General features: G+C 58.1%; 22 protein-coding genes. 6 read left to right on the top strand and 16 right to left on the bottom strand.

Annotation, left to right across the window (positions count from 1 at the left end; genetic code table 11):
• Nucleotides 1–6 precede the first annotated feature (6 nt).
• From E5554_RS05065 to E5554_RS05050, 4 genes are all read left to right on the top strand, one after another.
• A complete protein-coding gene (locus E5554_RS05065) occupies nucleotides 7–1161 on the top strand; it encodes a hypothetical protein (RefSeq protein WP_247594380.1) in 1155 nt (384 codons plus the stop codon).
• A gap of 177 nt (nucleotides 1162–1338) precedes the next feature.
• Nucleotides 1339–3048, top strand: a complete 1710-nt coding sequence (locus E5554_RS05060; RefSeq protein WP_136186152.1) for a thiamine pyrophosphate-dependent enzyme — start codon at nucleotides 1339–1341, stop codon at nucleotides 3046–3048.
• Nucleotides 3045–4685: an FMN-binding glutamate synthase family protein gene (locus tag E5554_RS05055; protein ID WP_136186151.1), complete on the top strand. Its 1641-nt coding sequence runs from the start codon at nucleotides 3045–3047 to the stop codon at nucleotides 4683–4685. The genes E5554_RS05060 and E5554_RS05055 overlap by 4 nt, the downstream gene beginning before the upstream one ends.
• Nucleotides 4686–5406: 721 nt before the next feature.
• Nucleotides 5407–6231, top strand: coding sequence for an IS5 family transposase (locus E5554_RS05050; RefSeq protein ID WP_125990377.1), 825 nt, complete (start codon nucleotides 5407–5409; stop codon nucleotides 6229–6231).
• A 229-nt stretch (nucleotides 6232–6460) separates the two neighbouring features.
• Here E5554_RS05050 and E5554_RS05045 read toward each other — a convergent pair whose 3' ends face one another.
• From E5554_RS05045 to E5554_RS04995, 10 genes are all read right to left on the bottom strand, one after another.
• A complete protein-coding gene (locus tag E5554_RS05045; RefSeq protein ID WP_004209597.1) occupies nucleotides 6461–6607 on the bottom strand; it encodes a lmo0937 family membrane protein in 147 nt (48 codons plus the stop codon).
• Between the two features lie 396 nt (nucleotides 6608–7003).
• Nucleotides 7004–7489 carry a hypothetical protein gene (locus E5554_RS05035; protein ID WP_004209592.1) on the bottom strand — a complete coding sequence of 162 codons (486 nt, stop codon included), beginning with the start codon at nucleotides 7487–7489 and terminating at the stop codon, nucleotides 7004–7006.
• Nucleotides 7490–7758: 269 nt separating this feature from the next.
• Nucleotides 7759–7947 carry a hypothetical protein gene (locus E5554_RS05030; protein ID WP_230588569.1) on the bottom strand — a complete coding sequence of 63 codons (189 nt, stop codon included), beginning with the start codon at nucleotides 7945–7947 and terminating at the stop codon, nucleotides 7759–7761.
• A 114-nt stretch (nucleotides 7948–8061) separates the two neighbouring features.
• Nucleotides 8062–9126, bottom strand: coding sequence for an AI-2E family transporter (locus E5554_RS05025; protein WP_136186149.1), 1065 nt, complete (start codon nucleotides 9124–9126; stop codon nucleotides 8062–8064).
• A gap of 115 nt (nucleotides 9127–9241) precedes the next feature.
• The gene (locus tag E5554_RS05020) at nucleotides 9242–11461 is read right to left on the bottom strand and encodes an amylo-alpha-1,6-glucosidase (RefSeq protein WP_136186148.1); all 2220 of its coding nucleotides are present in this window, start codon (nucleotides 11459–11461) and stop codon (nucleotides 9242–9244) included.
• An 8-nt stretch (nucleotides 11462–11469) separates the two neighbouring features.
• Nucleotides 11470–12564, bottom strand: coding sequence for a glycosyltransferase family 4 protein (locus E5554_RS05015; RefSeq protein WP_136186147.1), 1095 nt, complete (start codon nucleotides 12562–12564; stop codon nucleotides 11470–11472).
• Nucleotides 12565–12726: 162 nt separating this feature from the next.
• Complete coding sequence (locus E5554_RS05010; protein ID WP_136186146.1) at nucleotides 12727–12927, bottom strand: hypothetical protein; 201 nt, start codon at nucleotides 12925–12927, stop codon at nucleotides 12727–12729.
• A gap of 57 nt (nucleotides 12928–12984) precedes the next feature.
• Nucleotides 12985–13701, bottom strand: coding sequence for a Crp/Fnr family transcriptional regulator (locus E5554_RS05005; protein ID WP_136188261.1), 717 nt, complete (start codon nucleotides 13699–13701; stop codon nucleotides 12985–12987).
• A 386-nt stretch (nucleotides 13702–14087) separates the two neighbouring features.
• Complete coding sequence (locus tag E5554_RS05000; protein WP_037490782.1) at nucleotides 14088–14378, bottom strand: hypothetical protein; 291 nt, start codon at nucleotides 14376–14378, stop codon at nucleotides 14088–14090.
• 58 nt (nucleotides 14379–14436) lie between these two features.
• Complete coding sequence (locus tag E5554_RS04995; protein WP_136186145.1) at nucleotides 14437–14988, bottom strand: type 1 glutamine amidotransferase domain-containing protein; 552 nt, start codon at nucleotides 14986–14988, stop codon at nucleotides 14437–14439.
• Between the two features lie 230 nt (nucleotides 14989–15218).
• Between E5554_RS04995 and E5554_RS04990 the strand changes: the two genes are divergently transcribed.
• Nucleotides 15219–15869, top strand: a complete 651-nt coding sequence (locus tag E5554_RS04990; protein ID WP_136186144.1) for a sigma-70 family RNA polymerase sigma factor — start codon at nucleotides 15219–15221, stop codon at nucleotides 15867–15869.
• Nucleotides 15870–16073: 204 nt separating this feature from the next.
• Here the strand turns inward: E5554_RS04990 and amyA are convergent, their stop codons facing one another.
• On the bottom strand, nucleotides 16074–17552 hold the full coding sequence (gene amyA, locus E5554_RS04985; RefSeq protein WP_136186143.1) for an alpha-amylase: 1479 nt from the start codon (nucleotides 17550–17552) through the stop codon (nucleotides 16074–16076).
• 242 nt (nucleotides 17553–17794) lie between these two features.
• Here amyA and E5554_RS04980 point away from each other — a divergent pair, with 242 nt between their 5' ends.
• Entirely contained in the window at nucleotides 17795–18055 is a 261-nt protein-coding gene (locus E5554_RS04980; RefSeq protein ID WP_136186142.1) for a hypothetical protein, read from the top strand.
• Nucleotides 18056–18149: 94 nt separating this feature from the next.
• On the opposite strand, the gene E5554_RS04975 is transcribed toward E5554_RS04980, so the two are convergent.
• The 5 genes from E5554_RS04975 to E5554_RS04955 form a co-directional block, all read right to left on the bottom strand.
• Nucleotides 18150–18503, bottom strand: a complete 354-nt coding sequence (locus E5554_RS04975; RefSeq protein ID WP_004209581.1) for a response regulator — start codon at nucleotides 18501–18503, stop codon at nucleotides 18150–18152.
• A complete protein-coding gene (locus tag E5554_RS04970; RefSeq protein ID WP_247594438.1) occupies nucleotides 18496–21837 on the bottom strand; it encodes a CheR family methyltransferase in 3342 nt (1113 codons plus the stop codon). The genes E5554_RS04975 and E5554_RS04970 overlap by 8 nt, the downstream gene beginning before the upstream one ends.
• Before the next feature lie 80 nt (nucleotides 21838–21917).
• On the bottom strand, nucleotides 21918–22475 hold the full coding sequence (locus E5554_RS04965) for a PAS domain-containing protein (RefSeq protein WP_063141486.1): 558 nt from the start codon (nucleotides 22473–22475) through the stop codon (nucleotides 21918–21920).
• Nucleotides 22476–22605: 130 nt separating this feature from the next.
• Nucleotides 22606–23100, bottom strand: coding sequence for a nucleoside deaminase (locus tag E5554_RS04960; protein WP_004209576.1), 495 nt, complete (start codon nucleotides 23098–23100; stop codon nucleotides 22606–22608).
• 182 nt (nucleotides 23101–23282) lie between these two features.
• Nucleotides 23283–25427, bottom strand: a complete 2145-nt coding sequence (locus tag E5554_RS04955; RefSeq protein WP_136186141.1) for a catalase — start codon at nucleotides 25425–25427, stop codon at nucleotides 23283–23285.
• Between the last annotated feature and the right edge of the window lie 134 nt (nucleotides 25428–25561).

Below are 25561 nucleotides of genomic sequence, written 5' to 3'. Positions count from 1 at the left end.
CGCCGCTTGATCGATCTGGCCTGTCGTGCGCTGCAAGCTACGCTGCCCACGCCTTTGCAGCCATGGGGATGGGCGATCCGTTGCGAAGCCGCTGCCATCCCGGATGACAGCAAGGCTCTCTTATTCACGCTCGGCAGCCTATGTGGGCTCATGCCGCGTGCGGTCGCATCCCGCCTGCTGACCATCTTCGCCTCGCCTGTTGGTGACCATGTTTCCCGTCCGGAAGGATCGACCATCATGCATATCGTCAACGCCGCTACACGTCGTCCCCGTGCGCTGGGCATCGTCTGTCTGACCAGCGCTGTCCTGCTCGGCACTGCCTATATGGCGATCGCCGGTGCGCCGATGCGCTATCTTGGGGTGAATCTGGGCGCCTTGATCATCGGCTTGACTCTGCTGCTGCTGCTGGAACGCGCGGCCCGATCGGGGCAAGGTTGGACGGACGGGGCAAACCTCATGATGGCAGGCGCATTGTTGGCAACAGCTCTTTTCGGCTCCCAAGCCGATGGAATAGCGCGCTGGGTTTATTGGGGAGGATTGGCGATGCAGCCAAGTCTGATCCTCTTGCCGACAATGCTCGTCGCATTTTCGCGTTTTCGAAACGTCCCCGCGACTGTCAGCATCGTCGCGGCTGCGGTCGCAATGGCGCTTCAGCCCGATCGCGCGATGGCGGCGATGCTCGTGATCTGCCTAACCGCGCTTGCAGTCATGCGCCCCGATCGACATGTGTGCACCGCACTTGCTGCCAGCGCCGCGAGCTTTGCGGCAACGCTGATCCGTGCCGACAGACTGCCCGCAGTACCCTATGTCGATCAGATTCTCTATTCATCGTTCGACCTTCATGCCGTTGCGGGACTGGCGGTATTGGGCGGCTTGATGCTGCTCGTCGTCCCTTCAGTCATTGGTTGGCGCCGGGCTGCCGAGAGCCGCGCAATCTATGTCGCTTTCGGCGCCGTCTGGTTCGCCGCGATCCTGGCGGCTGCCCTGGGCAATTATCCGACGCCGGTTGTGGGCTATGGCGGCAGCGCCATCATCGGCTATGCGCTGAGCCTGCTGGCGCTGCCGAAATTCTCCAGTGCCAACGCCCTGGCTACTGCCCCCAAGTGCGGCGCTATCGATGATATGCCCACGGATGGCCCGTTGAGCGTCGCGCTTGCCTGATGGCGTGTGGCGCTTCTATCGGCTCGCAGCTGACGAGGGGCAGCCCGTTGTAACGGAAAGAGGTGCCAGGCAGCCACCAGACGACCGAGCGCCGTTCAACATAACTCATTTGTAACGGAACATGGGTGCCGCTCGCCGCTTACCCCTGCATCTCAAGATGCTATCGGGGAACAGTTCATGACCACAGTGGCGCAGGTAATCGTGGAAACGCTCGCGGCAGCCGGGGCGAGGCGATGCTACGGCGTCCCGGGCGACACCCTCAACCATGTGACTGATGCCATCCGCAAAAGCGACATTCGCTGGGTTCATGTGCGCCACGAGGAGGCGGGCGGATTTGCAGCGGGGGCAGACTCGATGCTGACCGGCGAATTGGCCCTGTGTGCGGGCTCCTGCGGCCCCGGCAGTCTCCACTTCATCAATGGCCTGTTCGAATCCCACCGCAATCGCGCGCCCGTGGTCCTGATTGCCAGCCAGATCGTTCGCGATGAGCTGGGCTTCGACTTCCCACAGGAGGTCGACTTCCGGTCAATCTACCAGAGCTGCAGCGTATTCTGTGAAGAGATCAGGACGCCCGCACAGGCACGGCGCAAGACCGCGATGGCAGCCCAGGCCGCTCTGGCGAAGAAAGGGGTGGCGGTACTGATCGTGCCTGCGGATGTCTCGAGCGCCAAGGCCCCCGACGAGCCACCCTTTGCGGTTCATCCCGCCCGTCCGCTCATACGCCCGACCGATGCGGATATCGACCGCATCGCCGCTAAGATCGCTCAGGGCAAGAAGATCGCCATCTACGGTGGATCGGGTTGCGAGGGCGCCCATGATCAGATCATTGCCTTGGCGCACGCGCTCCAGGCACCGGTCGCCCATACCTCGCGCGCCAAGGATTTCCTGGAGCATGACAATGCATTCAATGTCGGGATGACCGGCATATTCGGCGGTGAGGCGGGCTATCATGCGCTGATGGCCTGCGACACGCTGCTGCTGCTGGGCTGCGATTTTGCCTGGCGGCAATTTTATCCCGAAAAGGCAACTATCATCCAGGTCGACATAGATGGTAGCCATCTGGGACGACGCCATCCTGTCGACCTTGGCGTCGTGGGCGATGTTGCTGCAACGATCGAAGCGCTGCTGCCACGCATAGCATCGCGTAGCGAACGCGCGTTTCTCAACGAATGCCTAGCTCATCGTGCCCGAACGGTTGAGGATGAGGCCAAGCATGCGACCATCGGCAAAGGTGGGGCAATTCATCCCCAATATCTCACCGAGATGATTTCACGGCATGCGCCCGCCGACAGCATCTACACCGCCGATGGTGGATCGCCGATGGTATGGTGCCTGCGCCATGTCGCGGCCACCGGGCACAATCGCACCGTCATCAGCCTGAGCCATGGCACAATGGCCAATGCGATGCCTCAGGCCCTGGGCGCCAAGGCGGCGTTCCCCGACCGGACCGTGATATCCTTGTCGGGCGATGGCGGCATCGCCATGCTGTTGGGCGACCTGCTGACCGCAGTGCAGGAGAAGCTGCCGATCAAGGTCGCGGTGTTCAATAATGGTGCACTCGATTTCGTCGAAATCGAGCAGAAGGTGGAAGGCCTGCTGGAGGCCTATACCGACCTCGTCAATCCTGATTTTGCGCGCGTGGCCGAGGCGATGGGTCTATGGGGCCGGCGCGTTGAACAAGCCGACCAGCTTGAAGGGGCCGTAAAGGACTGGCTCGCCGCGCCCGGACCGGCTCTGCTGGATGTGGTCACGGATCGGTTCGAACTGGTCATGCCGCCCAAGGTCGAAGTGGGGCAAGTTGCGGGCATGGCGCTCTATTCGGCCAAGGCGGTGCTGAACGGACGCGGTCGCGATGTGGTCGGGCTGATCCGAAATCTTCTCTCGTGAGCGAAAGACCCAATCTGGTCGCGGCATTGACCCGCGACCGTCCGCTGTCCCGAAACCTGCTGCTGCTGATCGGGCTAGTCGGCACGATTGGAGCGCTGGCCATTGGCTGGCATCATCGCCATGCGCTGTGGGTGTTGCTTGTGCTCGCGCCGATCCTGGTCCTGGCGTTGACCGATTTGTTCCAGTCGCATCATAGTCTGCGTCGAAACTATCCCGCCTCCGCCCGCTTCCGCTGGTTCTTCGAATGGTTGCGTCCCTTTGCCAGGGCCTATTTCGTCGAAAGCGATCTGGATGGGCGACCCTACAGCCATGATGAACGGGCGCTCGTCTACGCTCGCGCCAAGGGCGAGGTGGATGCCCATCCATTCGGCACCGAACTCGACGTCTATTCCGACGAATATGAGTGGCTTGCCCATTCGATCGCCCCCTCCCGCAACGCTCCGAGGGAAACACGGGTCCATGTCGGCACGGATCAATGCAGTCGGCCTTATCAGGCGGCGCGCCTCAATATTTCGGCAATGAGCTTCGGCGCACTCGGCAGCAATGCTATCGAGGCGCTCAACCTCGGCGCAAAGATCGGTGCTTTCTATCACGACACTGGAGAAGGCGGCCTGTCGCCCTATCATCTCAAACATGGCGGCGACATCGTCTGGGAAATAGGGTCGGGCTATTTTGGCTGCCGAGACCGACAAGGCCAGTTTGATCCAAGCCATTTCGCTGATCGGGCCGCCCATGACGCAGTGAAGATGACGGAGATCAAGCTGAGCCAGGGCGCCAAGCCCGGTCATGGCGGACTATTGCCAGCGGCCAAGGTGACGCGCGAGATCGCCGAGACCCGCGACGTGCCCATGGGCGAGGATTGCCTGTCGCCCGCTGGACACAGCGCCTTTTCCACTCCGATCCAGCTCGTCGAATTTGCTGGAAGGATGCGCGAACTTTCTGGCGGCAAACCGGTCGGGATCAAATTGTGCGTGGGCTATCCCCATGAACTTTTCGCTGTGGTGAAGGCGATGATCGAGACCGGCATCCTGATCGACTTCGTCGTGATTGACGGCGCCGAGGGTGGCACGGGGGCTGCTCCCACCGAATTGTCGGACCGGGTTGGCATGCCGCTGCGCGAGGGACTGATGCTTGCGCGCAACGCACTTGTCGGCACCAATCTCAAGGGGAAGATCAAACTGGCGGCTTCAGGCAAGGTCAGTTCGGGTGCGGGGATCGCGATGAATGCGGCTCTGGGCGCAGATTGGTGCAATGCGGCGCGAGCCTTCATGTTCTCGCTCGGCTGCGTTCAGTCCATGCGCTGTCATACCGACACCTGTCCAACCGGCGTGGCGACACAGTCACCGGCCCGTCAGAGAGGCCTGGTGATTTCCGAGAAGGCGGAGCGTGTCGCCCGGTTCCAGCAATCCACCCTGTCGGCACTGCATGACATCGTCGTCGCATGCGGCCTCAATTCTCCCGACGAGTTTACGCCGGACGGATTGCGCCAGCGGATCAGTGCCGTTGAGATGCGTTCCTTCGATGAACTCTATCCCTTCGTTGAGCCTGGGGAATTGCTCGATGGCGCTCGCGATCCGCGTCTTGCGCGCTGGTGGGCACAGGCTGATGCAACCTCGTTCAAGAGGCAAATAGACTGATCGATGGTCGGAAGCCCGGCTCGGTCTGGCCTTGGATTGCGTTCACCCGAAAGCATTCGCCCGCGGCTGCACGAGCCACTATTTCCGGTGTCTCGCGCTGATCGTCGACGGACGAAAGATATCCGCGAAAGCCGAGAAAGAAGCGAAGTCTAGCAAAAGTGAGCTACCCAACCGGGAGGGCTTTCCACAAGCTGGGTAGACTGAGCGAGGCGTCAGCGCGCATATGTCAGTTTAGAGAGCGCGGAAGACGACCCGGCAGCCTATCGATCGCCATCTTCTTCAAACTGAGTAATCGACTCATTGATTGCGGCTTGAGCCATTGAAAAATGGAGTATATTCTTTGCTTTGCAACCGCATGGGCACTGGATTGTTATGAAGAAAATATCTGGAAAAAGAAGGTAGGCATGCCACACAAGGATGTTCAAGTGAGGAAGGCTGATAACGGATTGGCGAATATTGCGAAATCCGAACCTGCGCCAGGCCTTGATCGTGCCGCTGAGAAATCATGCGCTACTTCCAGGCCCGCGCGCCGAATTCTGACACTGCCGTTCGCAACGAATTAGCAACGGAGCGGCCTGTCCAGGTGCTGCACGCAGACATCATCTGGCATGATCCGGACATCGAAATGCCGGCAGCACGCTGTCGGGTTAGCTGTTAGAGGCTGTTTGGGAAATCGGCGGCAGGGGTTGTCATAGGCGTATCTGCGTGATTCAGGCTCTGGATGTGGACGCAGCAGAGCCGGGGGCGGATGGCCCAGATTGCGAAGAAGACGAAGCGTTATCCCAGTGACCTGACCGATGAGGAATGGGATCGCCTTGCGCCGTTGATGCCCAAGCCGGGTCGTCGAGGCCGTCCCCGCGAGGTGGATTTCCGCGAAGTGATCAACGCGGTCCGCTATCTGGTGCGATCGGGGTGTGGTTGGCGGATGCTGCCGATCCATTTTGGCGCCTGGCAGACGGTCTATGGCTGGTTTCGGGAGCTGGCACGCAGGTTCCTGTTCCAGACGATCCACGACATCGAATTGATGTTGGACCGAGAACGTGAGGGGCGAGAAGCCAGCCCCAGTGCGGCGGTCATCGACAGCCAGTCGGTCAAGGCGCCTTCCGCAGAAAAGCGCGGTTTTGACGCAGGCAAGAAGATCGTCGGTCGCAAGCGGCATATCGCAGTCGACACCGATGGACGCTTGCTGATGGTCAACCTCACTACCGCCGATATCTCCGATAGTGCAGGCGCTCAGGCGATCCTCGATGGCATCCGCAAGCGCTGGCCGTGGGTGAAGCATCTCTTTGCCGATGGCGCCTATGATCGCCTCAAGCTCATGGACAAGGCCAGCTACCTCGACTTTGTCGTGGAGGTCATCCGTCGAAGCGATCGCCAGCAGGGCTTCAAGGTGCTTCCGCGCCGCTGGGTCGTCGAACGCACCTTCGGATGGATGACCCGATGGCGCCGTCTGGTCCGCGACTACGAAAAGCGCATCGACGTCTCACAGGCGATGATCCTCGTCGCCATGGGTGGAAACCTACTACGCCGAAACGCTCATCCCTGATTTTCCAAACGGACTCTTAGCTCTCAGGTGGTAAGCAATTCTGTAGAACTGACCATGCAGAAAAATGATAGATCGGCGTCATTATGGCTAAGCTTTGCGATCGGTCAGAAAATATTGGTGGTCGGGCCTCCTGCCGTTGATGAATGTTGGGGGGCTTCGGTTGCTCGCACCTAGCCCCACCAACATTCCCCTGGTTCACATCGCTGATTTTGAGCGCCCGGCTTTCCAATCAGGCTCGTCTTCCGGTCACGAACTGATAGACCAGAACGATTACGGCCAGAACCAGGAGTAGATGGATCAGGCCACCGCCGACCGGAATGACGAACGCGCCCAGAACCCAGAGAACGAGAAGGACTAGAAGAATTGTCCACAACATAGAGGCGTTCCTTTTTTATCGAGCAGAAAATTTCCAACCAGAAATCATCTTAGCCCACGCGCGAACAGGAGAGCCGTTAACAGAATGGCGCCACCCATGGCGACATGTTGGCCGGTTAAAGATCGGGACGAAATATTGTCGTCCGACCGCTGCAGTTCTTCGGCGTCCGCGAAAATGGCCAGGTGCGGCAATGGAGTGGGTCGCGCCTCAACAAAGTGCATTAAGGGGGAAAATTGCATCAGGCCGGTCTCCTCGACGCAATGAACGCTCAAAGATCTGAAATGGTCCAATCCGTTAGCAAACTTCGTAACGGTGAAGGATGTCAGGCTACAGACAGATGATGTGCCGATTTGCTCTGGTCTCTTGGCATTGCACGTTGCGGTGAGGAGCCGCCTTTTACGGTGAATATATTCTGCTGCCGGTGACCGGATCATATTCGGGCGGCGGCAGGCTGCTGATTCGATCCAGCATGCTCTGACTTGGCGAGACGCAACAAATATCCCAGATCTGCCCGACAGGATAAGCGCCTACCGCGAGGAAATCCCGACTCTGCTTGACTGCGCGGTGGCCGGTTCCGGCCGGCAGCATCAGCGCATCGCCGGCCGCCACCGCAATTTCAAATCCGGCCGATCCTCCAAGTGCGAGAGTGGCATGGCCCGAGGCCATTCCAAGCACTTCATGCGCAGTCGAGTGATAATGATCATAATCATAGATCTTGTCACGCCACTCAGGCAGCCAGCCATGGCTCGCAAATCGCGCCTCGAAGGCCTTGGCCAGATCCGTCCTCTCGCTTGGCTCCACTCCGAGGTACAGCCCGACCGGGATGGCGGAATTATTGGGCACCCAACCATCTCGCGAGAAAAGGATCGACTTAAAGATCATGCCTTTTCCTTGATGTTTTCAATGAAGGAGTTCAACCGACACTGGCTCATATCGCAGCCCCGTCCCAAGCTGCGGCGACGGGTTGCACAGTCGCGCTGGGAGGGGCCTGCATCCAATGGCTTCGCAAGCCGTAATTTTCATCTCGTGGGCGATCGATAGGGCCGCAGATTTCGTTCAAGTTTTTTCCGCGATTCGCGTCTGCAAGGACAGCATCGCGAACGACCGGAGCATGCGGGAGAGAGAGAGAGCGTGGCAGGCTTCCGGTCGCCTCAAAGGGCCATCTCGACAATATCCAGGCGATTGTCCTGCGCGTAGATCATCGCAGCCTGCAGGGCGTCCATGCGCGAGGCATAACCTCTGTTGTCGAGATTGAGGACTGGATCGCCCGGTCGGCCGCTCTCGGCGCTGATATGCCAGCGGCCCTTTTCCTGCCTGATCGCAACATATTTGAACATCATCGAAGATCCTGCAAGGCGCGCCATTGGTTCGCCGACAATGCGGCAATCGCCGTTTCGTTCCCCCGGGTCGATCTTGCGTTCATGGGGGCTATGCGGAATCCAACAATTCCCTGTTCAGTCTCGCGTGGAAGCGGCTTTCTGCTCTGCCAATATATCCCATCCCGTCAGGAAGAAGGCCGCAGCAATCGGCCCAACCACGATGCCGCTGAGCCCAAGCGTCTCGATACCGCCGAGGGTTGTCACCAATATGAGCCAATCCGGCAGACCGGTATCTCGACCTACGAGCATGGGCCGTAGGAGATTGTCGACAAGACCGATCACAAAGACGCCGGAAGCAACCACGATGACGGCCTGCCAAAAATCGCCCGTAGCAAGCAGATAGGTCGCTACCGGCAGCCATATTATCGCAGGTCCGATCGCTGGTAGCAGGGCGGCAATCGCCATCAGCACCCCCCATAGAAGGGCGGCAGGCATGCCTACTATCCAGAAAGTTGCTGCGCCCAGCATGCCTTGCGCCAGGGCGACAATTCCCGATCCCTTTATGGTCGCGCGCACGACGATTACGAAGCGGGTTGCAATCCGATGGGCTATGGTCGGTTCAAGTGGCAGTCTTGTGATGATCTGCGATGCTAACGCCTCCCCATCGCGCAGGAGAAAGAAACTCACATAGAGACCCACCCCAAAGGAAAGCACGAAAGCTGCTGCGTCCGCGCCTATGGTCAATGCGCGCTGCGTCAATATGCTCGCGCTGTTGCTCAATGCCTGAGAGATCTTGGCTTGTGCCCGCTCAAACGTGCCAAAACCGGCATTCTCAACCCAATGCTGCAACCGCATCGGCAAAGCAGCATGCACCTGACCGAAATAGGTCGCAAAGTCGATCTGGCCACTTCTGATCTTTGCGTAGACGCCGCTTGCCTGCTCGATCACGAGACTCCCGATTATCAAGGCCGGCATGATGACAGCTATGATAATGATGAGCAGCGTCAACGCCGCCGCCATGTTGCGTCGCCCGCGACAGTCGAACAGGATACGTCTGTAAAGCGGCTGAAAGAGCAAGGCCGCCAGAGCAGCCCACAATAATGCCGAGATGAAACCGGAAACAATCAGACCCAGCCCGAGCGTCGAGATGGCGATGAAGAGGATCAATCCTCCATTGTCGATACGCTCGCGCGGAATCATCCAAATCTCGATCGTTTATTGCTGATGTGCTGAGCGGGACCAGCGCCCTGTGCGTGGGTGCAATAGTCGGCTGATGCCATCCGGCTCAGCTGTGCGCGGTCCCAGGACTGGCTCATCACGCTATACTGACAATCCTCACTTGACTGTCCCGATGCTGCGGTTTGACGACCACCGTATCTCCCAGGCGCTCAAGCATGATATCCGCTTCAGCCAGGCCCAATGGCAACGCCTTGATGAAAAGGCGGTCGATAAATGTCGGCAAGGTGGGTTGGCGGAAAAGGATTTCGTTGGACGAGACATCGAATGCCAATCCAAGACTGGCCTGGATCAGCGACAGCGGGGCCGCCGCCGACCATGCCTGAGGGCTGCAAGCGACCGGATAAAAGGTCGGGCCCTGGGAGCGTCGTCGCGGGAAACCGCAGAACAGTTCAGGCAGCCGCATGAGATCAACATAGGTTGCAGCGGCGAAGAGCCCCTCGAATATCTGCGCCGCCTGACGCTGAAAGCCATATCGCGAAAAGCCTGCGGCAATTAGCGCATTGTCGTGCGGCCAGATTGAGCCATTATGATAGCTCATGGGATTGTAGCGTTTTTCGGTCGACGCGATCGTCCTAACGCCCCAGCCGGAAAATGAGGCGGGCGCCATCAAGGTTGCCACCACCATGGGCGCGCGCTCTGGTCGAGCCAGGCCCGTGTAAAGGACATGGCCTGCGTTGGAGGAACGAACCCGGCACGGCTGCTTTTGCCCATCGAGCGCGAGCACATATGTCCCCAGGTCCGCGTCGAAGAAAGACGCGTCGAAACGCTGCTGCAGATCGACAGCCCGGGCGAGATAGGTTTCCGAGCGATCCAGATCGCCCATCGCACGATAGATGATTCTTGCCGCCTGCCACGCGCCATAAACATAGGCTTGAACTTCAGCCAAAGCGATCGGGCCTCGGGCGATACTGCCATCGGTATGGAAGATGGAATCATGGCTGTCCTTCCAGCCTTGGTTCTGCAGGCCCTGATCCGTCAGGCGTCCATATTCAACGAAGCCGTCGCCATCGCGATCGCCATGAGTGTCGATCCATCGCAATCCAGCCTCGATATTGGGTAACAAGCCAGCGAGATATTCAAGGTCCCCGGTGCGCTCCAGATAGGCGCCGGCCAGCATGACGAAAAGCGGCGTGGAATCGATGCTGCCATAATAATGACGGAAAGGAACCTCCCCCAACTCGGCCATTTCGCCGTGACGTACTTCGTGCAGAATTTTACCTGGCTCGGCATCAGCTGTCGGGTCGAAATCCGTCGCCTGATGCGCAGCGAGATATCCCAGCACGCCTCGGCTAATGTCTGGGTCCATCCAGATCGTCTGAAGGGCGGTGATCAGGGCATCCCTGCCGAAAACGGTGCTGAACCAAGGGATGCCCGCATAGGGATAAGGCCCAAATTCTGTATCGGTGGAGAGCATCGAGATGTCGGAAACCGAACGCCGCGAAACGGCATTGAACAAGTCATTGGACGATTTCATCGAAGCACCGCGGCGTCGCGCATGCTGAAGCGCACGCATGGCCTCGCGCAGGGATTTTAGAAACAGCTTGGGCAGGGGTTGATCGACCTCATTCCTATGTTCGCAGGAGATACGTGCGAACAATGTGGATCGACTGCCGGGGCCAACAGTGACTTCAAATAGCGCCTGCTCCGCCGTCAGTTGCGCGGGTGCGGGATCAAAATGGAGATGTGTCGAGCGTTCAAGGTCATCGCGTCCTCTATAGCCCAGCAGGACATCGGCGTCTCCGACCTGTGGCTCGTGCATGGTGCCGCGGCGCAATCTGGTCATGCCACGTATCTCGAACAGATCCGCGAAATCGGAAGCGAAGGACAGACCCACCGACACCCGCCGCTCTACAATGTCGAAATTGCGCACAATGATGCGTTCATAGATTGCGCCGTCCCATAGAAAGCGGCTGCGACGCAGATGGATCAGGTCATGCTCCACCTCTACGCGCCCGTCCTCTCCAAGGAAGTCCGGGTTGGCCAGATCACAGGTCAACATCGCATTGTCGTCCCGCAGCGCCGAACTCAGCAGGATCGGGCGCATGCCATTGACCGTAAGGTATAAGTGCGAAAGATGGCGCGTATCGCGATGGTAGAAACCCTCGGGACTACCAGGCCCGGATATGGCGTCGCCGCTATGATCAAAGACAGCAAAACTGTCTCCATGCTTGAGTGTGCGTGGGCGACGTTCATGCAACGAGGCGGTCGCAGGAATGAAGAACTGGGTTTGCGCCTGCGACAGCGCCTGTCCCCCTGCAATGCCCGAAACCCCTGGCTGCGGTTGGGTCTGCGACATGGCGGCTCCTATGCGACGATCTGCAATTCCGATTCTTCGCCGCGCCGGCGACGCAGCCAGGCTGCGTCGGTGCGCGCACCGGGCAGTCGATGATATAACGCGGCATAATCGGCAGCCATCCTGTCAGCCGTGAACCGTGCGTCGAATACGCCGCGCACCATTTTGCGCTCGAGGTGACGAATTTGTTTCACCGCTTCGACAGCCTCGTCTTCGCTGTCGACGATGAAACCCGAGCGCCCATCCTCTATGACCTCCGGAACCGATCCGCAGCGGAAGGCGATGACCGGCGTTCCGCAAGCCATGGCTTCGATCATCACCAATCCAAAAGGCTCAGGCCAGTCGATCGGAAACAGCAAGGCGCTCGCACCACCGAGGAAATCGGCTTTCTGTCGCTCGTTGATCTCACCGATGAAGCGAATATTGGGATATAGTTTGACAAGAGGCGCGATCTCTTCCTCCCAATAGGCGCGATCGACCGCGTCGATTTTCGCCGCAATTCGCAACTCCATGCCGGCTCGGGCTGCGATGCGAATGGCGCGATCCGGTCTCTTCTCGGGCGAGATACGCCCGAGAAAGGCGAGATAACCTTCATTTTCGCCAAGGCTGGGGGTGAGAAGGTCGGCCGGGAGACCGTGGTAGATGGTCGCGCCCCAATTTACCGGGGGCATGGGTTGCCGTTGATCATCAGAGATCGAAACTAGGCAGTGATCGCCAAAGCAGCGATAGAATGGCGGCAGATCAGGCAGGTCCAGCCGACCATGTAATGTCGTCACGGTGCGTCCAATAAAATCCTGGATCATTGGCAGATGCAGAAGATCTATATGGAAATGGAGCGCATCAAACTCGTCCGCCCGTTGCCGCACCGCATCAAGCATCATCATATGATAGGGGATCGTGTCGACGATGCCCGGGGTCAGTCGCAGCGCCGCCGGCGTGATCGGAACAAGCTCGGCCGAAGTCTGCGAATCGCCGCTGGCGAACAGGGTCACGTCGTGCCCCTGATCCACCAAAGCTTCGGTGAGATAGGAGACGATCCGTTCGGTACCCCCGTAAAGCTTGGGTGGTACACTTTCAGCCAGGGGAGCGATTTGAGCGATCTTCATGCGGCTATCCTCTAACGGAGATAGGCCTCGCCCCCCCCCTCAGCACACGAGCCGCAAAGTAAATCCGCATGGATGGCTAAAGTTGCATTGCGGAAACAATAAAAATAAAGAGCAATTCCGAAACGATCTGAAATATTGATCTAAATTAATAAGATTTTATCTTTAGTCTTCCGCAAAATCTTCGGCTTGTCCTTTTTCCAGTTGTTCGCGCGCCAGTTCTGCGGCCCGCAACAGGGAAAGACCCGTCCCCTCCGCTGCACTGGCTGTCAGCGTTATTGCGATGCCGTTAGGACCATCCAGCATGATCAATCCAGCGTGGGCTGAGGCAATGCCAGCTTCTTCATGAATACCCGGGGTTGGCATATCTTCTTCGCTCCTTCTCCAGGCCCCGACAACGACAGGCTGGCAAGGGCGGTTCCGTCAATTCTGCTCTTCGAGGAAAAGGTAAGCAGGATCAAATTCGCCCAACCGCTCCAGGCCTTTTCGATCGCGAATTTCAACCTCCTGGCGATGCATCGCCAGGAGGTTGCGGTCTTTGAGATCCCGCAGCATCCGGTTCATATGAACGGACGTAATGCCGCACGCCTCTCCCAGATCGGCCTGCGTCATCGGAAGGGTGAAATGCGATCCATCGCTTCGACCGATCGCGCGCAATCTCGCTTCCGTCTCGCAGAAGAAATGGCTGACTCTCGCAATCGCATCGAGGCGCCCGAGGCGAAATATCCATTCGCGATGCATGGCAGCATCAAGGAGCGTGCTGAACCAGAGCAATTTCGTAAGCGCCGGGCGCGTCGCAACAAGATGTTCGAGCGCAACATGGGGCACCAACGCTACCCGACAGGCGGTCAAGGTCGCGAGGTCATGATCAAGATGACCAAGCGGGTAGCCATGAAGGTCGACGAAATCGCCGGCCACATGCACTGCAACAAGCTGTCTTTCTCCCTGCCGGTCATCCATGTACCGGCACATGACGCCTTCGATGAGATAGGTGCTCATGGTGATATTTTGATCGCGAGAGATGAAGGTCTTGCGAGGAGGCAGGTTTCGCACGTCAGCTACCGCAGCTTCAAGCGCTTCGAGATCCTGGGCACTCAGGAGGTCACGCCTTCGACCTCGCAGAAAGTCGGCAAACACCATCATCATGTCCAGCATTGCAAAATGGATGATCAACGCATTCGCACATCACCCGACAAGGGTCGAGTGCAAAGGATCACTCACGCTTCGCACAGATAATCCGGCCGAGATCCGAGCGAACTGGATCGCGGTCGCCACGGTCAAAAGGTCATGGGTGCATCACGCGGGAGCCGCAACGAAAGCCAGATACTAAAAACCCTGCATCTTTCGAGGCAGGGCTAGGGGGGCCGCAAGTCAATGACTTACCGAACGATAACTTCTCAACGTCCGCTTTGTATCCGAAGAAATGCGCTCACTTGAAATTTTCTGGTCAAGCTGCACGCAGGCAGTCGCACCCTTGCCTAAAGATCGCTCAGCCTTCGTAATTCGAAAACTCCAGCGCGTCTTCTTCAGGAGGCGTCCGGACTAACCATATCAGCCCGCTTTCGCGTATGTTTGTAGCTCACCGCAGGGCTATTGGTCGCCATGGATGGTTTTGTCCTGCAGGCAGATTGCGCATTTTGCGCCACCGTTTTTTCGAAGGTCCGCTTGAGGAGCCAACCCACCGCGAATGTGACTGTCGCAGTGACAGCGGCACGCGCTGCGGTTTCCGCAATTCCGATCTTCACCGCGTCCTGCATCGCCTCATCACGAGACTGGCCAAATGCCCGACCCTGTATGGCCTTTTTACGAAAAATCATCGACCCTCACCCTGTTGCAAAATTGGCGGCCGCTGTCCGCCGCCGTTCCAGAAAACGTTCAACGCGATGACGCGTTTGCAAATGCGTCGACGAGCGCAGCACAAAATGCCGGCAGATCATCAGGACTGCGACTGGTGATACACTGACCGTCGATCACGACTTCCTCATCCACCCAATGACCACCGGCATTTTCGATGTCCGTCCTGATCGAAGGATAAGAGGTAAGCGAATGACCGGGGGCTATCTTGGCTTCGATCAGAAGCCAGGGCGCATGACAAATAGCCCCGATCGGCTTACCCGCATCGAAGATTGCCTCGACAAAGGATATCGCTTCGGGGCTGGCACGCAATTTGTCAGCACCCACACTGCCACCGGGAATGACTAGGCCATCGAAAGATGCAGGATCTGCTTCAGAGAAGGTCATGTCGACGGCATATTCGCCACCGGGATCAAGATCATGAACATTGGTGCGTGCCTGGCCAGATTGAAGGCCGATCACTTGAACGCGCGCACCCGCCCTCTTCAAGGCGTTCATCGGCTCCAGAAATTCGACTTCTTCCGTACCGCGCGGAGCGATGAGAAGGGCGATCGTGCGGTCGCTGAGCGACATGGCGACTCCTTTGGAAATAGTTTTTCTGACTGGGTTAGATGAGGGGGTAACGGCCAGAGGCCCTGCAGGATCCGATCGCCCCGTAAACATGCGCCTCGCACCGGCTTGCCTGGCCGACAGGCGGCTGGCGCAGAGGCGGAAAGGTTTTCGCCCTTCCGACCCCAGCGGAACAGATCGTCAACCACCCCGTTATCAGACACAGCGCTACATCATCGTCACGAGGGGCCCGTATGACGGCAACGCAAATCGCCGAGACGCCGCACAAGCTGACTGACACAGCTTTCAAGCGGGAACTTACACTGGTCCTGCCGCAACTCAGAGCTTTTGCCCGTAGTCTGTGTGGCGATCGCGATCTTGCCGACGACCTGGTTCAGGAAACCATGCTGAAATCCTGGAACGCGCGGGGGCGGTTCATACCCGGCACCAATTTTCGTGCCTGGACGTTCACTATCCTGCGCAATCACTATTTCAGCCTCAGCCGGCGCAGCAAATTTGTCGGGGCGTGGGACGATCTTGTCGCAGACAGACTACTTGCCGCGCCCGCGGAACAGTTGAAGATTGTCGAGCTATCCGATGTCGTGCGCGCTCTTGCGCAGATTCCCGTTCCTCAACGTGAGGCACTCATATTGATCGGTGCGGGTGGCTTTTCCTATGAGGAAGCAGCGACCATCATGGGCACTGCGATCGGTACTGTCAAAAGCCGCGTTGCTCGTGCTCGCACGGCGCTTGAAGCTTTGATCAACGATGGCCAATTGGCCCAGTCCCGATCGGAATTCGAAGCCGACGAGAATGTGACAAACCTGTTTTCTGTCATCGATGCCATTGAAGATCGACAGTCGGCTAGAGAGCCGGGTGAGGCTATGATCCGTCTCGTTGCCTGAAGGGCTGCCTTCACTTGGCCTGTCGATGCAGAACGCGCTTATCCGTCTGCGACGACTCGCCAGAGTTACGCTGACCGCCATCGCGCCAATCCTGAACCGGCGCCGCCAGCCTCTCGGTTCGTTCGAGATGCACCTTGTCCTGTATTGAAAGAAATAGGCTGCCAGAAGAGCCGAAGGCCAAGAAGGCAAATTCCGGAAATTGCGTTATGTGCGAACCCAAAGACTGATCGAGCCGCCGGGCACCTTAAGGATGATGCTTCCGTTTTCATCAGCGATTATCTCTTCAGCATGATGGCCCAGAAAATCATGGAAAGATGCCCCTGCATGCTCCGGTCCGAGCTGGACCGATTTGCTCGCCTCTTCGCCATTTGACACAAGCAGGACACATCCTGGCTGATCCTGGGTGCCATGGCGTATGACACCGACACAATGTGGATCATCAAACAGATCGCTTTGCGGTCCATGGGCATAGAGTTGCCGTGCTCTGAGCAACTGAGGCAGACATGCCACCGGCTCGATGACGATCTCATGCGCGTGCCCATCGCCACCTTGATCGGCATATCGTGCGCCGAAAAGATCGGGATAGAAGATGCATGGGGTGCCCTGTTCGCGGATCAGGATCAAGGCATAGGCCAGGGGTTTAAACCAATCCTCCACGGGTGCTTCAAGAGCCTGGAGCGGTTGGGTGTCGTGATTGCCGACGATCGTTACCGCATGATCCGGGGCGGCATGCAGCAGCGAACCATCGAAGATCGTTCGCAGGTCAAAATCGCCGCCGGCTCGGGCCGCATCGTGAAAACGATGGAGAAGGCCGACATCGAAAAGCATGAGTTGTCGATCGACCATGTCCAGATATGCTTGCAGGACTGTCATGTCGGGATGCCAATATTCGGCGACGACAAACAGCGCGTCGCCGACGCTTTCGCGCATGTGCCCTACCCAATCGCGGAAAAACCATGCAGGGATATGCTTGGCTGCATCGAGACGGAATCCGTCACAAGGCAGTTGATCAGCCAGCCACCTGCCCCAATATTTGAGCTCTTCATAGACCGCCCGGTTCCGAAACTCGACGTCTGATCCCATCAGATAGTCAAAATTGCCCTTTTCATCGTCAACCTCAATATTCCATTCCCCATCACCATATTCATTGACGAGCCGGAACACGCCATCTTCATCCGGTTCTTCGATATGATCGACGCCGGTGAAGCATCTGGCATCCCAGACAAACTCTGAATAGCGCCCCTGGCGTCCAGGGAAAATGTAGCGGGTCCAGGCGCGAGCCTGGAATGCTTCGTCTTCCACTTCGTCCCGATTATCGGGATTGGCCCTGCGAACATGGACCGTTTCCATCTCGTCCGCGCCCATTTTATGATTGAAGACAACGTCATGAATGACGCCAAGGCCAACGTCGTGCAGCGCATGCGCCGCCCGTTCCAGCGCGGCGCGATCACCATATTTGGTGGCTATGGATCCTTTTTGATCGAATTCGCCCAGGTCAAAAAGATCATAGCTGTCATAGCCTACGGAATAGCCGCCTGCAGCCCCTTTACAGGCCGGGGGTAGCCAGACGTCCGTCACACCCAACTCCTTGAGATTCTCCGCTTTTTGAGCGACCTCGTCCCAGAGCTGGCCTCCATCAGGATAGTACCAGTGGAAAAACTGAAGCAGCGTGCGTCCGGCCATGAAAGCTCCCGTTCCAACATAAGTCGCTGCCGCTAAACGAGCGCATGGGACAGGAGTTGCAGAGGCCGAATTGCTTGCCGATTTTGCGCGGGGCGCTTCGCGACGGCTGCACAAATTCGAGCCATAGAAAGCGTGTGCCGCTTGCTCATGATTCCCGTTTGGGGGCTGCAAGAGGAGAAAATCCGGAACCACGTCGCTCCACGGGAGATTAGAGCGACTATGGAGAAGTGAGAGGAAGCATCATGTGGATATTCATCCTGGCTATCGCGGCAGCCGCGCAGCCGCAGGCCACGACTATGCAAGGCAATGGTCACCACGCGAATGATGCGCGGCGCACGCAGGAGGAGCAGTCCAAAATCCAGCCGATCCACGGTCAGGAGGCGCAGCCCGACGACCGCGCCCTGGGCGAACGGTCGGGACCTGAGGAGGATCGGAATGCTGACGGAGCCTTGATGCCCGGCGCGCCAGGAACAAACAATCCGACCATCCCCGACGACGCCTGAAAATCTCCGCCTTCAGGGACATCTTGCGACGACCTGAGGCGCGTGGTCAGGTGCTGCGCGGAAATGGTGGCGGAGCGCTGCGCAAAAATTGGGCTTATTCGGCGAGTAGCTCGAGTATCGTATCTCTCAGGGCCGCGGGCGAACAGGGCTTCTCGCACACCGCAGCCTTGGAATATCGCCGTTTGAGATCCGATGCGTCGGCATGCCCGGAATGGAATATGATCGGAACGCCCGCTTTTTCGAGCAAATCGGCCGCCGGAAAGACCTCGCCATCCTGCAAACGCACGTCGAGCACAGCGCAGGACGGCAGTTGCGCAGTGACCGCCGCGACAGCATCCTTGACAGAGATGTAGGGGCCGTCGACCGAAAAGCCCTGAGCTTCAATGATGTCCTGTACATCGAAGGCAACCAGGAGCTCGTCTTCAACCAGCATGATCGTCTTAGGCATCGGCCAGAACCTTGTCCGGCAGGGTAAGGCTTATCGTGAACATGTCGTCGCTAATATCTCTTTCCACATGCCCGCCCAATTGTCGGGATGATGTCTGGACCAGCAGGGTGCCAAATCCGCTCCCAACGTCGCCATCCTCGCTCAGCGCGTCCCTGCGCGTTTCGCTCCACGTCAACTGGAGGTCATGGTCAAGTTTCCAAACGATGTTCAATCTCCCATCGGAGGCCCCCAGAGCCCCATATTTGACCGAATTGGTCGCCCATTCATGCAGCATCAACGCCAGGGACGAGAGGCAGGAACGCGCGATGAGGATTTCAGGTCCACTGATCGAGATTGCTGCATGATCCCGATAGGGTTCGATGGTTGTCCGAACCAACTCTTCCAGATTGATGGCCTGTACTTCCCCCGTTGGCGAAGCAAGGGAATGCGCACGTCCCAAGGCTGCAATACGCTCCCTCAGATCGGCGGCGTAGGCACGCACATCATCATGAATCCGCGCCCCAGCGGAGACCATTCCGCCCACGATCGCGAAAAGATTCTTCACGCGATGATTCATTTCGCGCAGCATCAGTTCACGCGTCTCGGCGAGCATATATTCCGACGTTACATCGATAGAGACGCCGACCAGATGACGGACTGAGCCATCGCTCACGATCCTGCCGAAACTCTTGATGCGACGCGTTTGGCCGTTCTCGACGACGCGATAGCTCGCTTCGAAATCGCCCCCTTGCGCGACAACTTCCGCCAATGCTGCATCGAAAGCTTCACGGTCGTCGGGATGCAGTCGCGCCAGGCGCCGCTCACCATCGGTCGAAGCGATGTCGGGCGCTATTCCCAGGATGGAACGCCCATGGTCGTCGATGATCGCCTCACCCGTGTCGACATTATATTCCCATGTTGCAACGCCGCCGGCCCGAATGGCCATACCAAGGCGCTCACGTTCGGCCGCAAGATCGCGCTCGAGAGACAATGCGTCAGTGATGTCCGTAAGGACGAGCGTCGCGCCGTCCGTTGATCCGCTCTGGGTTCTGTAAGGCAATGTTCGCAGCGAAAGGGTTCTCGCGCCATCGCGGGTCGTGACACGCCTCTGGATCACAGGATGCCCCTCTGACACGGACCGTGCATCATCAAGATAGAGCGTCCCTGCAAGGCGTGACGTGACATCCTCCAATGGTCGTCCGCGGTCGCTGGGCTGAAGCGGAAAAAGGGCCGTCGCAGCTTCGGTGTAGCTCCTGATCTGAAGTTTTCCATCGAGCACAATCACCGCCAGATCGGTCGACTCGAAGAAATTTCGAAGGTCGGAATTTGCAACAGTCAGCTGGTCAACTTTTGATTTCAGCTCATCATTTACGGTTGTGAGCTCCTCGTTGGTGGACTGAAGCTCCTCATTCATCGACATCATTTCTTCGTTCGAGCTTTTCAGTTCCTCATTCGCCGTCTCCAATTCTTCGACAGCGGTACGCAGGCGGTGCCGCGTGACACGAAGCTCGTCCTCCAATGCATCGAGATGATCATCGCTTGCGTGCAGTTCGCCGACATCCTGATCAAGCGCTGGGCGGAAAGGTGCGGTGTCGCGGAAAACGAAAAGTAGCGTGCCATCGGTCAGTGGATCGCAGATGACATCGATCTGCTGCATGCCATATTCGGACATGACCTGCACATCACGCGCAACGACCCGCTTTCGACTGTCGCGCGCCTCGCGCAGTAGCGGCCCAAGAACGTTGCGAAGCCCAGCACGGGCAAGACCAATCGCGCTCGAGCCTCCCGTCCGTGTGACCGGAAAATCAAAATAGCGGCCGAGCCGACCATAGGCAGAGATTATGGCGCCATCCTGATCTAGCACGAGACTAGCGGGCGTATAACGCTCGACGAGGCGACGGACCGCTATGGTCTCATCGCTTGCCGACCGACCCGACGGCCTGTTGCCGGAACCTGTTGCGGGTTGATCGCGAAGCCTGCCGCCACCCGGCAGATCGATCGGATAATTGGGTGGCCCAGGCGCGCGTTGGAAAAGGCGCGCCTGTTGATCGATCGCGGGGAAGAGATGCTCGAATCTCCCGACACTTTCGGACGGTCCAAGAAACAGATATCCATTTGGCCGAACAGCATAATGCAGGATCGGCATGACCGTCTGCTGCAGCCGATCATCGAAATAGATGAGAAGATTGCGACAGGAGACCAGATCGATGCGCGAGAAGGGCGGATCCTTGACCAGGCTATGACTGGAGAAGCGGATCATGTCCCGCAATTGGGGAACGATCATGAACCTTTCTGCGTGAGGGATCGCATATTGCTCGCGCAGCGCCAGCGGAATATCTGCAAGCGCAGAGGCAGGATATACTCCTTCGCGCGCAATCTGCAGCATCTGCTCATCAATATCCGTAGCGAAGATCTGCACGGATGCCGGCAGAATATTCCGTTTGCGAGCAGCTTCGGCGAAGAGCATCGCAATGCTGTAGGCTTCCTCGCCAGAGGAGCAGCCTGGAACCCATACCCTGATTTCCTCGCCATCGGCCTGATCGACCAGCGGCTCGATAACCGTGATCCTCAGACGCTCGAACAGATCTGCGTCCCGGAAAAATCGGGTGACGTTGATCAGGAGATCACGAAACAGCGCTTCACATTCGTCCCTGTCGCTTTTTATCCGCGAAAGATAGCTGTGGCCCGACGTGATCCCCAGCACATGCATGCGCCGTTCGACCCTCCTGATAAGGGTCGTGCGCTTGTAACCCGAAAAATCATGGCCCACCGCAGTTCGCAGTGTCTTGCACAGATCATCGACATGATCGGCGACCAGCGCAGCTTCCCGTTCGGGTGTTTCGGCCGTGGCACGGTGCTGGAAAAATCCTTCCAGACATTGAATTATCTCGCTTGGACGTTTGACGAAATCGACCAGTCCGGTTCCCACAGCAGACAGCGGCATGCCATCATATTTTGCCGTTTCAGGATCCTGCACGACACACAGCCCGCCATTTTCCTTCACGGCACGCAAGCCCATGGTCCCGTCAGCGCCGGTACCTGAAAGTATGACGCAGGCGGCGTCCGCCTGCTTGTCCGACGCCAGGGAGATGAAGAAATCATCTATCGGTCTGCGAAGACCGCGGGGCTGCGCGAAGTCGGTCAGTTCCAACATGCCCTGCCGTATGACCAGGCCGCGACCGGGAGGGATGATGTAAACCTTGTCCGCCTCTATCTGCTCACCACCCTCGCACTGGAGAACTTCCAGGGTCGTGTGGCGGTCCAGCAATTGCGCCAGCATGCTCTCATGATTGGGATCAAGATGCTGAACGATGACGAAGGACATGCCGGTCTGGCCACGGGCTGACGCCAGCATTTCGCGCAGGGCCTCAAGCCCGCCCGCCGAAGCGCCGATGCCCACGATCGGCAACCGGCTGGGGTTAGCTGTCTCACCGCTCAAAGGAAATCGCCATTGTCCAGATCGGACAATATGAGCTTGGCCTGCGCTATGGTGGCCACCGTATTCGCGATTGTCATCAGCGAACCTTCAACCACGATCCCGCTTTCCGCGAGGACCGGACTCAATCGGTCAAGCGTACGCTCAAGGTCGAGATCATAATCCGCCAGTCGATCCGGCTGGGTGCGACTGACATCGAATTGAGACGCAAAAATATAGCGCACCTGGCCCGACTGAGCGCGAAGTTTCGTCATGTAGAGAAGATTGACGAAGGGGCGCCCGTCCTTCCGGAAATTGACGATGGACGTCCGCACGTTCGCCTGCCCATCGTCCTGGAGGAAAGACCGTATCTGCGCGCGGGCCTCTTCATTCCGGCTGCGTCCCTGCAAGAACCTGCAATTGCGGCCGACGATCTCGCTCGTCGCATAGCCGGTAAGGTTCCTGAAGCCCTCATTCGTCAACAGCAGCTCATGATCGCCCTCTGCGCGGCCGAGCGACAAAGCCACAGGCGAGCTGTCAAAATAGGTTGCCAGCTGCTCTGGGAGGATTGCGCGCATCAGAACTCCGTAAGTTGATCCGCACGCACAACGCCCGGCCCTTTCATCGGCTCCGCGATACCCTTGGCTTATCGTCGAAACAAGCCGACCCGATTGAGCCATGCCGCCATCTGGGCAGAAAATGATGATGTTATAGGTTGGCCTGTTCCTCCTCCGAAAGATCTGCGTCAGGCGGGTAGTAAAGTTCAGCGCATTCCGCGCGCAGGCATCCCCCCTCTATCGAGATATCATCGCGATAGGCTTCTGCTACGAAATCCAGCGTGTCGACATGCCTTGCCTCGAAATACATCTGATGAACATCATGCCTTCCAGCGCCGTAAACGACCCTTCCGACCTTTGCCCAGATCGATGCCATCGTGCACATTCCACATGGCTGAAGCGTCGAATAAAGCGTTGCGCCGCGCAGCTCCATGTCACCGCTATTCTCGCAACCGCGTCTGATCGCCATCATTTCTGCATGGGCTGTCGCGTCGGGCAACTCCTGAGTCTGATTGCGTTCGCCGGCTATCATCCTCCCATCCAGCACGATCACGCAGCCCAGAGGGGAGGTTGAAGGATCAGACCCTTTTGAACGCGCAATCGCGATAGCCTCGCGCATCCATGCTTCGTCTTCGGGCTGAATCATTTGGTCCTCCTCGTCCTGACGCGTTCCTCAGGACTGCTAAGATGTTGGCGCCGCGCACCGACCTCATGTCGGCGCCAGCTGCTTTGGATGTGCCAACGAAATGAATCTGTCGTCCCGGACAGCTCAGCACAGAATTGCCCGCATGCGCACTAATGGCGCGCATGCGGACTTATTAGCTGATCTCAGGCGAGATCGCGGATTTTCGGCTCTCGCGCCCAGTGCCGCTTGGGGCCCTTGTCCAGCAGCATCTCGTTTGGAATGACGCCGTCGTCCTTTTCCACCCCCGCTTTGTCGAGGATGATCTGCGTGCCGGGGCAATGGGCGATGGTCTTGCAGTGGCCATAGGCGTCCATGAACCATTGGACCGCAGCGCCTTGCTTCGACAATATTTCCGCGCTTTGCGGCATCAGCACGGAGGCAATCGCATCGAACAGCACGGAGGGCGAGCCATCGAGCTTGCCGTCCGCTTCGAGCGTTCCGCCCTTGACCTTGAGGGGACCAATCTTGGGCGCAACCAGAAAGACGCTGCCGCCTGCTTTCTCCACGCCCGTCTTGAGCTTCTCTACCATCGCCTTGTCGGAGCCTTCGGCAAACAGAATTCCGACCTTGCGGCCGGCGAAGCCATCCTTGGCATTCTTCTGGATAGAAAGAGCGTCGGAGATGGGCATCTCCACAAGGTCTCGGGCTGCTGGCGCCTTTTCAGGCAGAGCGATCGACAGCCCGTCGGCGACTCGTTGCGCCAGATCCTCGTCAATGTTGCGCAGACGCGAGAGAACCCGAAGCCGCACATGAGGCATCACCACCTTCGACAACTCGAAGACAATGGCCGATGCGATGTGCGCCTGTTCATTCTCGGTCTGCGACAGATAGAACATCCGCGCCTGACTATAATGATCGGCAAATGTTTCGGCACGTATCCGCATCTTGTCAGTGGGATCGTTGCGTTCTCCATTATCGCTAAAGGATGTGAAGCCGGTTTCGGGCGCAACGCGTGGACCACTATCCTCGCCAGCCTCGTTCAGGCTGTTCGGCTCGTAATTGGCGCGCCCCTTGGGGACCAGCGTCTGCATCAACCCGTCGCGCTGCATATTGTGGAAGGGGCATTTGGGCGCATTGATCGGGATCTGATGGAAGTTGGTCGTTCCCAAACGCGACTTTTGCGTATCGAGATAAGAGAAAAGCCGCCCCTGCAGCAGGGGGTCATTCGTGAAGTCAATGCCTGGAATGACGTTGCTGGGCAGGAAGGCCACCTGCTCTGTCTCGGCAAAGAAATTGTCGACATTGCGATTGAGCGTGAGGCGCCCGATGATCTCGACAGGAATATCCTCTTCCGGGATCAGCTTGGTTGCATCCAGCACATCATAGGGCTGTTCTGCCGCCCAAGCCTCATCGAAAATCTGCACGCCCAGGTCCCAGGCGGGATAATCGCCGCTGGCAATGGCTTCGTACAGATCGCGGCGATGAAAATCGGGGTCGGCGCCTGCCGTCTTGACAGCCTCGTCCCAGACCTGGGACGCAACGCCCAGAACCGGCTTCCAGTGGAACTTCACGAACTTGCCGTCGCCGTCTTGATTGATGAAGCGGAAGCTGTGGACGCCAAATCCTTCCATCATCCGCAGCGAACGAGGAATGGCCCGATCGGACATGGCCCACATGATCATGTGCATGCTCTCGGGCATGAGCGACACAAAATCCCAGAAGGTGTCATGGGCGCTCGCAGCCTGGGGATAGCCCCGATCCGCTTCCATTTTCACCGAATGGATCAGGTCAGGAAATTTCATCGCATCCTGAATGAAGAATACCGGGATGTTGTTGCCGACCAGGTCCCAGTTGCCGGCTTCCGTGTAGAATTTCACAGCAAAGCCGCGCACATCGCGCGGTGTATCAACGGAACCCGCGCCACCGGCCACAGTGGAGAAACGAACGAACACAGGGCAGCTCGCACCCTTCTTCTGGAAAATGCTCGCTTTGGTCACATCGGGAATGGCCTTGGTGCACTCGAAAATCCCATGGGCGCCAGAGCCGCGTGCATGGACGATCCGTTCAGGGATGCGTTCATGGTCAAAATGGAAGATTTTCTCGCGCAGTACGAAATCTTCCAGCAGCGTGGGACCGCGGGCGCCGGCCTTCAGACTATTCTGATTGTCTGCGATCCGATGCCCGAAATTGTCTGTCAGGGCATCACCGGAGCGCTCATCCTGCAACCTCTGCTGCGTCTCTCCGCCTTCTCCGACCATCGTCTCATAATCGGGACTTCCAGCTCCGGGCTGGTGATCGGCAAGACCATTTTCCAGAGCAGCATCACTTTTGGGACCCGAAGCGGCCATATCAATTCTCCCTGACGCGCATGATAGGCTGCGATTGTCGCAGCAGACAGACCTCTAACCGGAAGCGGGAGGCTGGGTTCCGGCGGGAGGCGAGAAGATGTCCAGGACCAATCTGGATCAATATGAATCTTAGA

This window comes from Sphingobium sp. PAMC28499, from assembly GCF_004795815.1.
GTDB lineage: Bacteria > Pseudomonadota > Alphaproteobacteria > Sphingomonadales > Sphingomonadaceae > Sphingobium > Sphingobium yanoikuyae.
The sequence above is the reverse complement of the archived record's forward strand: the minus strand, read 5'-3'. Positions and strand labels throughout refer to the sequence as shown.